The following is a 12464-nucleotide window of genomic DNA, read 5'->3' as shown; positions in this document are numbered from 1 at the left end:
ATTACCTGGTGTCTACTCCGATTTTTTCGACCGACCCATCAACGCAGCAATCGTCTCTTCCACCGTCACACCCTGGTGACACACCGCGAAAACGGCTTGTGTCAGCGGCATGTCCACGCCGTGGCGCTCGGCGAGCTGATAAATGCTGCGTGAGGAAATAACTCCCTCGGCAACCTGGCCCTTCGTTGCAGCCTTCGCTTCTTCAATCGTGGCCCCCTTCCCCAGCGCGGAACCGAAAGTTCGGTTGCGAGACAGCGGCGAGGAGCACGTGGCAACCAAGTCCCCCATGCCCGCCAGGCCTGCGAACGTCCGGGCGTCGGCACCCAACTCCTGGCCTAGACGCGTACTTTCAGCCAAACCACGGGTAATGAGCGTTGCCAGCGTGTTCTCCCCTAGCCCCTGGCCAGAAGCCATGCCGCAGGCGAGCGCGATGACGTTCTTCGTCGCACCTCCGATCTCACAGCCGACAACATCAGTGTTCGTGTACGGGCGCAGGTACGACGTCGCACACGCCGCCTGCACGAGCTTCGCACGGTTAATGTCACTGCAGGCGATGACGGTGGCCGCCGGCTGCTCCTCAGCAATCTCGCGGGAAAGGTTTGGCCCACTGAGCACCGCGATTCGGTTCTCCTCTGCACCGGTAACCTCAGCGATGATCTCCGACATTCGCATGTATGTGCCGGTCTCAATACCTTTCGAAATGGACAACAGCGTAGTGTCAGTACGCAGCAGCGGGGCCCACACTTCCAGGTTCTGGCGCATGGTTTGGCTCGGCACAGCAAAAATAGCGATATCGGCAGCCTGCAGTGCCGCTTCCGCGTCAGACGTTGCGAAGACCCCGTCCGGCAGCGCAATCCCCGGCAGGTAATCGGGATTCTCCCGAGTCTCCTGCATGGTCTTCGCCAGCTCGTCCCGGCGTGCCCACAACTGCACCATGTTGCCGGCATCGGCAAACACTTTGGCCAAGGTTGTCCCCCAGGAACCTGCACCCATTACCGCTACGTTTACCACTTGTGCCACCGCCATTCCTGTCTGCATGAACCGTTTCACGCTAGCACTTTTCTACCGCCAATATCCACAATCAGCCCGCTGACCTGTCGCTGCAGCGAAAACCTGCAAAGTGCGTAAAGATAGAAAGTATGTCACGTTCAACGAAGCTCCACGAACAACACAAAGACCAATTCGGAGAAATGTTCATTACCGGACGCCACCAAGAAGTCCCCCGCCATCCGCATCGGGAGTTCAAGAAGACAACGCTCGCTGCGGGTGCCGTGCTGTGGCGTGGCGATCTGGAGCATCCGGATTCTATAGAAGTCGCTTGTATCCACCGCCCACACTACGACGACTGGTCGCTCGCCAAAGGCAAGGTGGATCCGGGCGAGTTCCTCGTTACCACCGCCGTTCGCGAAATTCAGGAGGAAACTGGCTACGAAGTCCGGCTGGGAAAGTTGATTGGCAAAACCGTGTATCCAGTTAAGAACACGACGAAGGTTGTGTACTACTGGACCGGCAAGGTAGTCGGCGGCGAGTTCACTCCTAACAATGAGGTCGACGAGATCCGCTGGCTCAACATCGACGATGCGACGCAGCTGATGAGCTACGAGCTCGACAGGCAAGTATTGCTGAAAGCTGCGAAGCGCTTCGCCACCCCTGCTGACACCAGGATTCTGTACGTGCGCCACGCTCGTGCGAACTACAAGGAGGCCTGGAAGCACGACGATAGTCGTCGGCCGCTCGATAAGAAGGGCAAGCGCCAGGCGAAGGCGCTTGTGCCGCTGCTGCAGGCGTTCGCTCCTGAGTCTCTCTATTCTGCCGAGCCGTTGCGTTGCGAGCAGACACTGATCCCACTTGCGAAGGCACTCGGTAAAGACATCACGATCGACGCCACCTTCGGTGAAATCGCGTGGCAGGAGAACCAGGTAGCTGCCCGCGCAGATTTTGATGCGCTCATCAAACGCGGTGGCACACACGTTGTGTGCTCGCAGGGTGGGGTCATCCCTGAGATGATTGCTGCGCTTTCGGCCGACGGTCGTCTGCCGATCGATTCGCCGATCCTGGCGAAGAAGGCGTCGGTATGGGTACTGTCCTTTAACGATGGGCAACTCATCGGCGCCGACTACATGCCATCTCCACTACCGGTGCTCTAAGGACACTTCGCCTAGAAAAAGAAAGGACTGCCCAGTTGCAGCCAGTTACCCAAGAACGAATCGAAGCGGCACTCGATGCGCTTGAATTGCAGTATTTCCGCAGTTCCGAGGACGGCCTCACCCGCACCGCGTTTCCGTCGATCATGTGCTTCTTTGAAGTCAAGGACATCGGATTCAAGATCACCAGCCAGTGGCTTGGAACCGCGAAGATGAATGCAGATAAGAGCAATCTTCGTCTCAGCATCAATGAGTTGAACCGCTCACTGCCCCTCGTTCGTGCACATCCGATTCAGCGCGAGGACGGTGCTCTGGTTGCGCTATTTGAGGCACCGTTTTTCTCCTCCGACGGTTTCAGCGACGAGCAGCTGCAGTCAATGCTGCAGTTTTACTTCTCCATCATGCACTACGCGGTGGAAGCGCTCGACGAAAACTTCGCGCATCTCAAAGACAAGCACCCGTACAAGCAGGAGAAGGAACAGTAAAATGCAACAGCTACAGCCGTTAAGTCTTGATCGTCTTCGCAAGCTGTTTGACCAACGCGGTTGGGAGTACCGGGAGCCTACGCAGTACAACTCTCTCATTACAGCATTTTCCGGTATCGGCTTTGAGATGAAGCTGGTCGATACAAGTCTGCATTTCGTCTCTACTGTCTCAATCGATGCTGTCGACGCAAGTCGTTTCGACGAAGTGCTCACGTGGTGCGAGGACTACAACAACGCCCACGCATTCCCATCGCTCGTCGTAATGAAAGACGAGAAGCGCGATGTCTCCGCTCTGGGCGTTGCGTATGTCATGCCGGGCTATTGGGAGTACAGCGACCAGCAGTTCGCGGACCACGTTTCGTCTGCTATTCACGGCATCACAACGTCGGTCCGCGACTTCTTATCGACGTTCGCGCCTTCGGCTCTCGAACGTCTCGGCACCCCTGCTACCGAGGAGAAGTAGCGGGGTAAAACGGGCGACGCTGCTGTTCGTACTCCTCGATGGCTTGCTCGTTTCGCAGCGTCAGCCCGATATCGTCGAGGCCTTCGCTCAGGCGCCAGCGGGTGTAGTCGTCGACGTCGAACGAGTAGGTACTCTCCCCGACTGTGACGGTGCGGTCCGGCAATGAAACAGTAGCGACAGTGCCTGGTGCCTGCTCGAGCTGCTTCCAGATCAGTTCGATGTCAGACTCCGACATGATGCCAGCTAGAAGGCCCGCCTTGCCCGCGTTGCCTCGGAAGATATCAGCAAACCGTGGGCTAAATACCGCCCGGAACCCGTAGTCCTGCAGAGCCCACACCGCGTGTTCGCGGGAGGAGCCAGTGCCGAAGTCGGGGCCGGCGAACAGCACCGACCCTTCCTTGTATGCCTCGTTGTTCAGCACAAAGTCAGGTTCATTGTTGCGCCAGTTTGAAAACAGGCCATCTTCGAATCCGGTACGGGTCACCCGCTTGAGGTAGCGGGCGGGAATAATCTGGTCGGTGTCCACATTTGACCGCGTCAACGGAACTGCGACGCCACTGTGGGTTGTGAATTTTTCCATGATCGTGTTCAGCTCCTGACTACTGTGCGTTGGCGGTGGAAGGAATGTCTGCGGGTGCGGCGAGGTGGCCGAGTACTGCTGTAGCAGCCGCTACTTCGGGCGAAACTAGGTGTGTGCGACCACCAGGTCCTTGGCGGCCTTCGAAGTTTCGGTTGGACGTCGAAGCGCTGCGCTCTCCAGGGGCAAGCTGGTCGGGGTTCATACCCAGACACATAGAGCAGCCCGCGGTGCGCCACTCAGCGCCGAACTCTTCAAAGATTGTGTGCAGGCCTTCTTCTTCCGCCTGCTGCTTGACCTTGGCAGAGGACGGCACGACCAGCATGCGGGTCCCCTTCGCGATTTTTTGGCCGCGCACAACCTCTGCAGCGGCGCGCAAGTCTTCGATGCGCGCGTTCGTGCACGATCCCAGAAAGACTGTATCAATCTTGATGTCACGCAACGGCGTGCCAGGGGTCAACCCCATGTACTGCAATGCTTTTTCCGCGGCCTGCTTCACGCTGTCGTCTCCGAAGTCCTCAGGGGCAGGAACAGAGGCGCTCAGCGGCAAGCCCTGGCCGGGATTGGTACCCCAGGTGACGAACGGGGTGAGCGTCGAGGCGTCGATCTCTACGACGGTGTCGAACTTCGCGCCGGGGTCAGTTGGCAGCGTCTTCCAGTACGCCACTGCGTCGTCCCAGTCCTTCCCCTTCGGCGCGTAGGGACGTCCCTTAACGTACTCAAATGTCGTCTCATCGGGTGCCACCATGCCGGCACGGGCGCCTGCCTCGATGGACATGTTGCAGATGGTCATGCGCGCTTCCATTGAAAGTTTCCGAATGGCTTCGCCGCGGTATTCGATGATGTGCCCTTGGCCACCGCCAGTACCAATCTTGGCGATGATTGCCAGGATCAAATCTTTCGCACTCACACCAGGTTGCAGCGTTCCACTGACCTCAATCGCCATCGTCTTGAACGGTGCCAGCGGCAGCGTCTGGGTCGCCATCACGTGCTCTACCTCAGAGGTGCCGATACCCATGGCGATCGAACCAAACGCGCCGTGCGTCGACGTATGCGAGTCGCCGCACACAATCGTCATGCCGGGCTGGCTAATGCCCAGCTGTGGACCAACGGTGTGGACGATGCCCTGTTCCTTATCGCCCATTTCGTGCAGCACAACGCCGAACTCTTCACAGTTCTTTCGCAGCGTCGAGACCTGGGTGCGCGAGGTCGGGTCGCTAATTTCTGTCAGCTCACCAGAAACGATGCCCGTGGTTGGCACGTTGTGGTCTTCGGTGGCAAGGTGCAGCTCTGGGTGGCGCATGCGGCGCCCGTTGAGGCGCAAACCATCAAATGCCTGCGGCGACGTCACTTCGTGCAGGAGTTGAAAATCGATGTAGAGAAGATCAGGCTGACCGTTCTCTCCACGGGTGACCACGTGATCACGCCACACTTTTTCCGCCAGCGTTAATGGCTTTTGGCCCATCTTGCTCCTCCTCAACAGTCGCAACCACCTCCCACCGAGTGAGATGGTAGGATCCATGACGTGAGACAGTATAGCGAAGACTCTGGAATTAAAGTGCTCGATCGCTCGATTTCCATCGTACGAGCGGTCGCAGGCGGCGACAAAACCCTCGCCGAGCTCAGCGAAGCAACCGGACTGCCCCGAGCGACGACTCACCGAATAGCCACTGCACTGGAAGTGCATAACGTCCTAGCAAGGACAGAGGACGGACAATGGACGATCGGCCGCGCACTCTCCCACTTTTCAGGGCACTCCTCCCCCCGTTTGCTCTCTGCCGCCGCACCAATTATGCGCAACCTCGTTGAAGTCACTGGCGAGTCCGTGCAGCTCTACAAGCTCAGCGGGGACACCCGCACCTGCATCGCGGCAGAAAAGCCTGAGAGCGGCCTCACCTACACAGTTCCCGTGGGCTCGCAGCTCTCGCTCACCGCAGGCTCAGCGGCCCGTGTGTTCGCCGCCCACTCACTTATCGACGCCTCTCCGTTTCCCTCGCAAGACCTCGAGGCGATCCGCGAAACCGGACTCGCTGAGTCAATCGCAGAGCGTGAAGTTGGGCTGGCGAGCCTGTCTGCGCCCATCACCAACCCAGACGGATCAGTCATCGCTGTCCTTTCCGTTTCCGGGCCGGCCGAGCGGCTCACCCCCACCCCAATCGAAAAGTGGGGCCCCGAGCTGCATGAGGCTGCTCAGGAGCTCACCGAGGCCCTGCGGTAACCCTTGATTGCTGGCGGCGCTGCCCGCCAGCAACAAGTCCAGCACGCTTCGCTCTCACCGTTCTCATTCCGAGATACACCCAGGCGGCCACAGCACACCCCGACAGAACCGCCGGCAACGGTTGGTGCAGCAACGTATTCGACGTCGTGGCCGCTGCAAACGCTGCGAGGTTGAGCCACACGTCATACACAGGGGCGATGAACTGGTGGTTCAACACATGCAGGGCTGCGATGATCAGCCCGCACGCGAACGTGATGGAGAGCAACACTGTAATCAACACGTGACCAGGGTACTCTCCGCCACCGTGTGGTTAACTCGTTGCATCCAAGGTCAGCTCGCGACCGTTCATGTCCTGAACAGGGCGTGCGTTCTTCCCAATAGTCGATTCGAATGCTTGCAGCTGCTCAGTCGAAGCCGTCACCGGCTGCGTCATCACGATCCAACGAACGTTTTCAGTGCAAGGTGGCGTCGTCAAAGAGCCTGCATACGTGATGTACTCATGTGATGCTGGAAGAGCATCCGAAATGTTGACTTCCTCTTGGGAAATGTGCGAGGAATCTACGGTGTCTGGAGCGTTATCGAGCAAATACTGCACTAGCTCGTTCGGTGCACCTTCCTCAAGCAGAATTCCGAGGACTGTAATGTCACCTGCCGCATTCTTGTGTACAAAGTGGATCTCGCCAGGAAGCTGCTTACCGTCGACCTCGTGCTCTGCAGGAGTGTGCATGTGCAGCTGCGCGAGCTCCAGATCTTCACCGTCGAGAGTTACCTTCTGCGTTGTCGACGGCGTGTACTGCAACGTGTGTCCGTTATTCAGAACTTCACCCGTGCTGGCAGCATATGCAAACTCTATGTCTGCCAAGTCTTCAGGGGTAGCATCACGCAGGTTAATCGGGCTCTGCTCCTTGCCTGCCCCACAGGTCTCGAATTCAGCAGAAAGCTCTCCCCAATGCTCTGGGGAACCATCGCCCTCGTACCCCCAGTGCGCTTCACTGGCCGGGGCGGCCTCTGACGATGTGGATGGTGCGCTCGTGCCAGCTTGCGAGCAGCCGCCCAGCAGCAGTGCGCTAGCAGCCACCGCTGCAAGCGCCGCAGAATGAGCTTTTCTCATGATATGTTCACGTTCCTTTCATCTTGGAGTTTGGTCCTCCGATGGTACGCGAACTGCGCAGCCTGTAAACTACATGCCTTTGAAGCACAAAAAGAAAGGCAGCCAGTGCTTGCACTGACTGCCTTTGTACCCCGTACGGGATTTGAACCCGTGTTACCGCCGTGAGAGGGCGACGTCCTAGGCCGCTAGACGAACGGGGCGCGCTCGCTTTTTGCGACTCGTTAACAATAAACGTCGCCCTATGAACTCTCCAAATCTGCAGGCCACGCGCCGCTTTCCCGCAACGCGCCCTCGATGGTTGGCCATGACGCTCGCAGCATATGCTCAAACACTCCCCACGTATGGGTTCCCTCAACGATTTCATGCCACGTCACGTTGAGCCCTTGCTGCTGTGCTGTCTCAGCGAAGTACTTCGAGCATGCATACGAAGTTGCTTCGATTACCATGGGCGCTCCGAGCCTCTTTGACGATGTCTCCTCATCAATCGCACCGGGCACGCCCTGTGCAGCCCCCAGCCATAGCGTGGTCCCGCGTAGTCGCTCCAGGTTAAGAATTGGCGAGTGCCGCCACCACGCCCTGTTCGACGACGTCCCCCACATGTTGACCGGGTTCCCCTTGTTCATTGTCACCCCTGACGATGTGTAGATACCGCCGAGCACGCCGGTGGTCGCCGGGCAGCCCGAGTAGGATGCGGCCGCCACGAACCGATCCGGAGCATTCGCGGCGATGTCCAGCGCAGGGCCACCAGACATCGAGATGCCGGCGATGGCGTCGTGCCCGTTGCCGTGGAACTGGGCGTCGATAAGTGGCGGTAACTCACGAGTCATGTAGGTGAGCCACTTGTTCGTACCTGTAGCCGGGTCCTCTCGATACCAGTCGGCCTGCATTGAAGACACTGACCCCTTCGGTGTCACCACATTGACGAGCTTGCCAGCGAAGAACGCTTGATAGTCCGAGGAATTCGCCCAGCTGTAGCCGCCCGCAGCGCCGTCTGCCCCCATCATGAGGTAAAACGTTGGTCGAGGCGCGGTGCCACGCGGCAGCAGCACATCATTCGTCACCTCTCGCTGCATCGACGGCGACCACACCGTGAGTTCCCACAAGTCCCCTTCAACTTGGCGCATAGACCGCAGCTCAGCGGGCGGCGCTTCATGCGCTGGAAACGTTGCTGATGCATCTCCTCTCGACGAACCAGTGGAGCTTCCCGGATACAGCTGGTACATCGATGACCCCAGCTCTCCCCTGCCTAACGCAACCAACACCGCTGCGGGGATGGCGAGCAATGGCACTGCGGAACTCAGGCTGAGAACCGCCAACACCACGCTTGCGGCATCAAGCACGCTCGACCCTGACCGCGAAGGCTCGCCTGTGAAGATCGACGACAGCGGATTGTTCTGGGCTGAACTGGCCTCCGCTTCAGCTGGCGGTACCTGCGCCTGGGCAAGCAGTACTACCACCGAGACTGCTAGGACACAGCGTTTTCGTACAGGGATCGGCATAGGGAAACTGTACCAACCATACTGACGGACCGACCAAGGTAAACAAAGCAAAACAGCCAGTGCAACGCACTGGCTGTTACTTGTACCCCGTACGGGATTTGAACCCGTGTTACCGCCGTGAGAGGGCGACGTCCTAGGCCGCTAGACGAACGGGGCATTAGGACACAGAACCAAAGTTCTGTAGCTGGCCTACCTGGACTCGAACCAAGAATGACGGTACCAGAAACCGTTGTGTTGCCAATTACACCATAGGCCATTGTTTTTCTTCACTCACAAGACTAAACTGTGTCTTTCGTTTTGCCTTGCTCGCTCTGAACAACGATGACTACTATAACCATAAAGCCCAATACGACACAAATCGCCTGGTCATAATAGAAAAAGAGGTATCGCAAACCATGCGATACCTCTTCGACTTCGCCAATGCTCGTTAGGCCCGTTAGGCCCGTTAAGCCTCCGGCGCAGTGTACGGAGTAACCTCACGCGCAGCGCGCAAGCGCGCCATCGTGGACTGCTTACCAAGCAGCTCCATCGACTCGAAGAGTGGTGGAGAAACCTGCTCCCCGGAGATTCCAACACGGAGCGCACCGAACGCAACGCGTGGCTTCAACTCCAGTTCTTCGATCAGCGCGGTGTGCAGAGCCTTCTCAATAGACTCAGTAGTCCAGTCATCTTCGGCAACGGCGTCGAGTGCCGCAATGCCGGCGTCGAGAGGCTGAACAGCAGTGTCCTTGAGGTTCTTCTTCGCCGCTTTCTCGTTGAGGACAAGATCTGCATCCGGAGTAACAAGGAACTTCAGCAGTCCATACGCATCTGACAGGACCTTGATACGGGTCTGAACCAACTCGGCGGCGAGTGCGAACTTGTCAGCCGGGTAGTCGGCTGGGAAGTCGGTGAACTCAGTCAGGTAATCACGCAGGCGCTGTTCGAAGTCCTTTGGCTCAAGCAAGCGGATGTGGTCAGCGTTGATCGCCTCCAGCTTCTTCTGGTCGAAGCGCGCAGGGTTACCCAGCACATCAGAAACATCGAACGCCTCGACAAGCTGATCAACGCTGAAGATGTCTTCATCAGAAGACAGCGACCAGCCCAGCAGCGCGAGGTAATTGATCATGCCCTCCGGGATGATGCCGTTGTCGCGGTGATTAAACAGGTTCGATTCCGGATCGCGCTTGGAAAGCTTCTTATTGCCCTGCCCCATCACAAACGGCAGATGCGCAAACTCAGGAGTGAACTCAGCGACGCCGATACGCTGGAGCGCCTCATACAGAGCAAGCTGGCGCGGAGTCGAAGAAAGCAAGTCTTCGCCACGCAGGACGTGCGTGACCTGCATCAGCGCGTCATCAACTGGGTTGACCAGCGTGTACAGCGGCGCACCGTTCGAACGTGCAACAACGTAGTCTGGCTGCGTCTGCGACTTGAACGTCACTTCGCCACGCACCAAGTCGTTCCAGGTCCAGTCCTTGTCCGGCATGCGCAGACGCCAAACTGGCTTGCGGCCTTCAGCCTCGTATGCAGCGACCTGTTCTTCAGTCAGGTCGCGGTCGAAGTTGTCGTAGCCAAGCTGGGGGTCGCGCCCTGCCGCCTTGTGCCGCGCCTGAACCTCCTCGTTCGTGGAGTACGCCGGGTAGACCTCCCCGGCTTCGATCAGCTTGTCCAGGACTTCCTTGTAGATATCCATTCGCTGCGACTGGCGGTAAGGCTCGTGTGGGCCGCCTACCAAAACGCCTTCATCCCAATCCAGGCCCAGCCACTTCAAGGAGTCGATGATTGCCTGGTAGGACTCTTCCGAGTCACGTGCGGCGTCGGTATCTTCAATGCGGAAAATCAGCGTGCCGCCACTGTGTCGTGCCTGTGCCCAGTTGAACAAGGCCGTACGCACCATACCGACATGGGGCGTACCTGTTGGAGACGGACAAAATCGGACACGCATCTTTGCTGGTTTATTCATGTGCTTTATCGTAGCGCCCCTGCCCCATCAAGGCGCATATGGCAGGCCCTTAGTACGGGCTACGGGACTGCGCCTAGTAAAATATGACCACATGTGTTCAGCCCGCCCCACCACTGCGCCCGACTTCCTGCTTTCCCGAAGCACCGGTTCAGTGCGCACGCAAGGTGCCAATCAAACGTTCTCAGATGCATGGAAAGCTATCGACGCCCTCGAGTCCGGCGACGTCGAGATGGTGGTAGGCGCTCTCCCATTCGATAAAGACACGCCCGCGGCGCTGACAGTGCCCGAATCCATAGTCCGGGAATCTGGCACGCTCGAGCCTCATCCTTACTATCGAGTCGGCCCAGGCTCAAAGCTGCACGCGTCGCTTATCGACGTCGATCCCACCCCGGAAGAACACCTGCGCCGGGTTGAAGCAGCGGTCTCCACGATCCAGGGGTCCATGTTGGACAAGGTGGTCCTTGCTCGTGCAGTGGACATCGCATTCGATCCACCCGTCGATCCTCGCCTGGTCGCCGCGCGCCTGATTGACCTTTCTTATACCCGTGACGGGTTCATCGCAGACCTCACACCGAGCGGGCGTGTCGGCCACTTCTTCGTGGGCTCATCACCTGAGGTTTTGGTGCGCCGCAAAGGCAATATCGTGAGTTCGTATCCGCTAGCAGGATCAGCTGCCCGTGTCCCACACGACCCTGCGGCTGATGAGGCGAATGGTCAGGCACTCTTTGCTTCCGCCAAGGATCGCGACGAGCACGCTTACGTGGTCGAGCACATCCGCGAGATTCTGGCGCCACTGTGTTCCCAACTCGACATTCCAGACGGACCACAACTGGATAAGACTTCAGAAATGTGGCATCTTGCCACCCCAATCCGCGGCGTTCTGAAAGACCCTGCGCCAACAGCGCTCGACCTTGCGCTTCGCCTCTACCCCACCCCAGCTGTTTGCGGTACCCCGCAAGCCGCGGCGGAGGCGCTCATCACCACCGCAGAGACCGACCGAGGGTTCTATGCTGGCACCGTCGGCTATACCGACAAGAACGGCGATGGCGAATACATGGTTGCGATCCGCTGCGCGGAGGTCAACGCCGCGGGCACTCAGGCTCGCGCCTGGGCTGGCGGCGGGCTCGTCGCAGATTCCGTCCCGCAAGATGAGCTCGACGAGACCACAGCCAAACTGCGCACCATCATGCGTGCGCTCGGCCTTTAGCCCCAACTAGGCGCGCGCCACCGGGTTAGTCAGCGAGCCGATACCTGGGATCTCAATCTCAATCACGTCGCCCGGGACCATTTCCGCGGTCCCCGCAGGTGAGCCAGTTGCGATGACATCGCCCGGAAGCAACGTGAATGACTCGCTGACCCACTCGACGATTTCACCGATCGACTTAATCATCTGGTCCGAGTTGGAATCCTGCTTTGTCGCAGTCTCCCCCTCATGTGTGAGGTGCGCCTTGATCGGCAGCGAATCAAAATTGAAGCGCTCAAGATCTGTCTCAATCCATGGCCCTAGCGGAGCGAAGGTATCCATGCCCTTCGCGCGTGCCCACTGCCCATCGGAGAACTGGAGATCACGCGAGCTGACGTCGTTAATAATGGTGACACCACGCACTACCGACTTCCACTGGTCCGCTTTCACGTTCTTACACGGCACGCCGATGACGAGTGCAAGCTCTCCCTCGAACTCAACGCGGGTAGCGAACTTGGGGATGCGAATTGGCGCGCCGGGACCGACAACTGCTGTCGGCGGTTTGATGAAAATCGTCGGCGGCAAATCATCCGCGGTCTGTTGAAAGACTTCCTTGACGTGGTCCGCGTAGTTGCGGCCGACTGCCACAATTTTCGACGGCAGCGTCGGTGCAAGCAGCCTCACGTCTTCAAGCTTCCACTCTTTGCCGGTGAACTCGGGGTCGGTGAATGGTGTACCAGCAATGGCACGCGCGGTCGTCGCCGCTTCATCAATGACAGCGAAGGTCATGCCTTCGGGTGTAGCAATTCGTCCAAAACGCATAGGGACGAGCATACAAC

Annotated in this window: 13 protein-coding genes and 3 tRNA genes; 5 read left to right on the top strand and 11 right to left on the bottom strand. The window is 58.5% G+C overall.

Translation table 11 applies throughout. The features are described from left to right. Nucleotides 1-12: 12 nt before the first annotated feature. Complete coding sequence (locus KBX14_RS06785; RefSeq protein WP_176754843.1) at nt 13-1026, bottom strand: NAD(P)H-dependent glycerol-3-phosphate dehydrogenase; 1014 nt, start codon at nt 1024-1026, stop codon at nt 13-15. Between the two features lie 113 nt (nt 1027-1139). Here KBX14_RS06785 and KBX14_RS06780 point away from each other — a divergent pair, with 113 nt between their 5' ends. From KBX14_RS06780 to KBX14_RS06770, 3 genes are read left to right on the top strand one after another with little or no spacing between them, the layout of a single operon-like run. Next, complete coding sequence (locus KBX14_RS06780) at nt 1140-2147, top strand: NUDIX hydrolase (RefSeq protein WP_071573936.1); 1008 nt, start codon at nt 1140-1142, stop codon at nt 2145-2147. A 35-nt stretch (nt 2148-2182) separates the two neighbouring features. Next, nucleotides 2183-2629: a YbjN domain-containing protein gene (locus KBX14_RS06775; protein WP_070976395.1), complete on the top strand. Its 447-nt coding sequence runs from the start codon at nt 2183-2185 to the stop codon at nt 2627-2629. A gap of 1 nt (nt 2630) precedes the next feature. Continuing rightward, nucleotides 2631-3092: a hypothetical protein gene (locus tag KBX14_RS06770; RefSeq protein ID WP_070362560.1), complete on the top strand. Its 462-nt coding sequence runs from the start codon at nt 2631-2633 to the stop codon at nt 3090-3092. On the opposite strand, the gene leuD is transcribed toward KBX14_RS06770, so the two are convergent. Continuing rightward, nucleotides 3076-3672 (bottom strand): 3-isopropylmalate dehydratase small subunit, encoded by a 597-nt coding sequence (leuD, locus tag KBX14_RS06765; RefSeq protein WP_070976394.1) that lies wholly within the window; start codon nt 3670-3672, stop codon nt 3076-3078. The two genes, KBX14_RS06770 and leuD, sit on opposite strands and share 17 nt — an antisense overlap. 19 nt (nt 3673-3691) lie before the next feature. Beyond that, nucleotides 3692-5134: a 3-isopropylmalate dehydratase large subunit gene (leuC, locus tag KBX14_RS06760; protein ID WP_256042143.1), complete on the bottom strand. Its 1443-nt coding sequence runs from the start codon at nt 5132-5134 to the stop codon at nt 3692-3694. Nucleotides 5135-5194: 60 nt separating this feature from the next. Here leuC and KBX14_RS06755 point away from each other — a divergent pair, with 60 nt between their 5' ends. Then, a complete protein-coding gene (locus tag KBX14_RS06755) occupies nt 5195-5887 on the top strand; it encodes an IclR family transcriptional regulator (RefSeq protein ID WP_176754842.1) in 693 nt (230 codons plus the stop codon). Here KBX14_RS06755 and KBX14_RS06750 read toward each other — a convergent pair. From KBX14_RS06750 to gltX, 7 genes are all read right to left on the bottom strand, one after another. Further along, a complete protein-coding gene (locus tag KBX14_RS06750; RefSeq protein ID WP_070362564.1) occupies nt 5868-6167 on the bottom strand; it encodes a hypothetical protein in 300 nt (99 codons plus the stop codon). The genes KBX14_RS06755 and KBX14_RS06750 overlap by 20 nt on opposite strands. 30 nt (nt 6168-6197) lie before the next feature. Further along, nucleotides 6198-6998 (bottom strand): carbonic anhydrase, encoded by an 801-nt coding sequence (locus KBX14_RS06745; RefSeq protein ID WP_256006537.1) that lies wholly within the window; start codon nt 6996-6998, stop codon nt 6198-6200. A gap of 127 nt (nt 6999-7125) precedes the next feature. After that, nucleotides 7126-7198 (bottom strand) — tRNA-Glu (locus KBX14_RS06740). Nucleotides 7199-7237: 39 nt separating this feature from the next. After that, nucleotides 7238-8497 (bottom strand): alpha/beta hydrolase family protein, encoded by a 1260-nt coding sequence (locus KBX14_RS06735; protein WP_256042142.1) that lies wholly within the window; start codon nt 8495-8497, stop codon nt 7238-7240. A gap of 83 nt (nt 8498-8580) precedes the next feature. Next, nucleotides 8581-8653, bottom strand: a tRNA-Glu gene (locus tag KBX14_RS06730). A 28-nt stretch (nt 8654-8681) separates the two neighbouring features. Next, nucleotides 8682-8753, bottom strand: a tRNA-Gln gene (locus tag KBX14_RS06725). 189 nt (nt 8754-8942) lie between these two features. Continuing rightward, the gene (gltX, locus tag KBX14_RS06720; protein ID WP_070479159.1) at nt 8943-10442 is read right to left on the bottom strand and encodes a glutamate--tRNA ligase; all 1500 of its coding nucleotides are present in this window, start codon (nt 10440-10442) and stop codon (nt 8943-8945) included. A 91-nt stretch (nt 10443-10533) separates the two neighbouring features. On the opposite strand from gltX, the gene KBX14_RS06715 reads away from it, so the two are divergent. Next, nucleotides 10534-11649, top strand: a complete 1116-nt coding sequence (locus KBX14_RS06715; RefSeq protein WP_256001098.1) for an isochorismate synthase MenF — start codon at nt 10534-10536, stop codon at nt 11647-11649. A 6-nt stretch (nt 11650-11655) separates the two neighbouring features. Here KBX14_RS06715 and KBX14_RS06710 read toward each other — a convergent pair whose 3' ends face one another. Next, nucleotides 11656-12447: a fumarylacetoacetate hydrolase family protein gene (locus KBX14_RS06710; RefSeq protein ID WP_083290949.1), complete on the bottom strand. Its 792-nt coding sequence runs from the start codon at nt 12445-12447 to the stop codon at nt 11656-11658. Nucleotides 12448-12464: the final 17 nt, after the last annotated feature.

This window comes from Corynebacterium sp. CCUG 61414 (assembly GCF_024453945.1).
GTDB classification, from domain to species: Bacteria; Actinomycetota; Actinomycetes; order Mycobacteriales; family Mycobacteriaceae; genus Corynebacterium; species Corynebacterium pseudogenitalium.
Note: the sequence above shows the minus strand (reverse complement) of the source record. Positions and strands in the feature narration are given on the sequence as shown.

Bases quoted from the DNA above. Each gene is read 5' to 3' on its own strand.
- KBX14_RS06785 (WP_176754843.1), bottom strand. From the start codon at position 1,026: ATGGCGGTGGCACAAGTGGTAAACGTAGCGGTAATGGGTGCAGGTTCC.
- KBX14_RS06780 (WP_071573936.1), top strand. From the start codon at position 1,140: ATGTCACGTTCAACGAAGCTCCACGAACAACACAAAGACCAATTCGGA.
- KBX14_RS06770 (WP_070362560.1), top strand. From the start codon at position 2,631: ATGCAACAGCTACAGCCGTTAAGTCTTGATCGTCTTCGCAAGCTGTTT.
- leuD (WP_070976394.1), bottom strand. From the start codon at position 3,672: ATGGAAAAATTCACAACCCACAGTGGCGTCGCAGTTCCGTTGACGCGG.
- leuC (WP_256042143.1), bottom strand. From the start codon at position 5,134: ATGGGCCAAAAGCCATTAACGCTGGCGGAAAAAGTGTGGCGTGATCAC.
- KBX14_RS06745 (WP_256006537.1), bottom strand. From the start codon at position 6,998: ATGAGAAAAGCTCATTCTGCGGCGCTTGCAGCGGTGGCTGCTAGCGCA.
- KBX14_RS06735 (WP_256042142.1), bottom strand. From the start codon at position 8,497: ATGCCGATCCCTGTACGAAAACGCTGTGTCCTAGCAGTCTCGGTGGTA.
- gltX (WP_070479159.1), bottom strand. From the start codon at position 10,442: ATGAATAAACCAGCAAAGATGCGTGTCCGATTTTGTCCGTCTCCAACA.
- KBX14_RS06715 (WP_256001098.1), top strand. From the start codon at position 10,534: ATGTGTTCAGCCCGCCCCACCACTGCGCCCGACTTCCTGCTTTCCCGA.
- KBX14_RS06710 (WP_083290949.1), bottom strand. From the start codon at position 12,447: ATGCGTTTTGGACGAATTGCTACACCCGAAGGCATGACCTTCGCTGTC.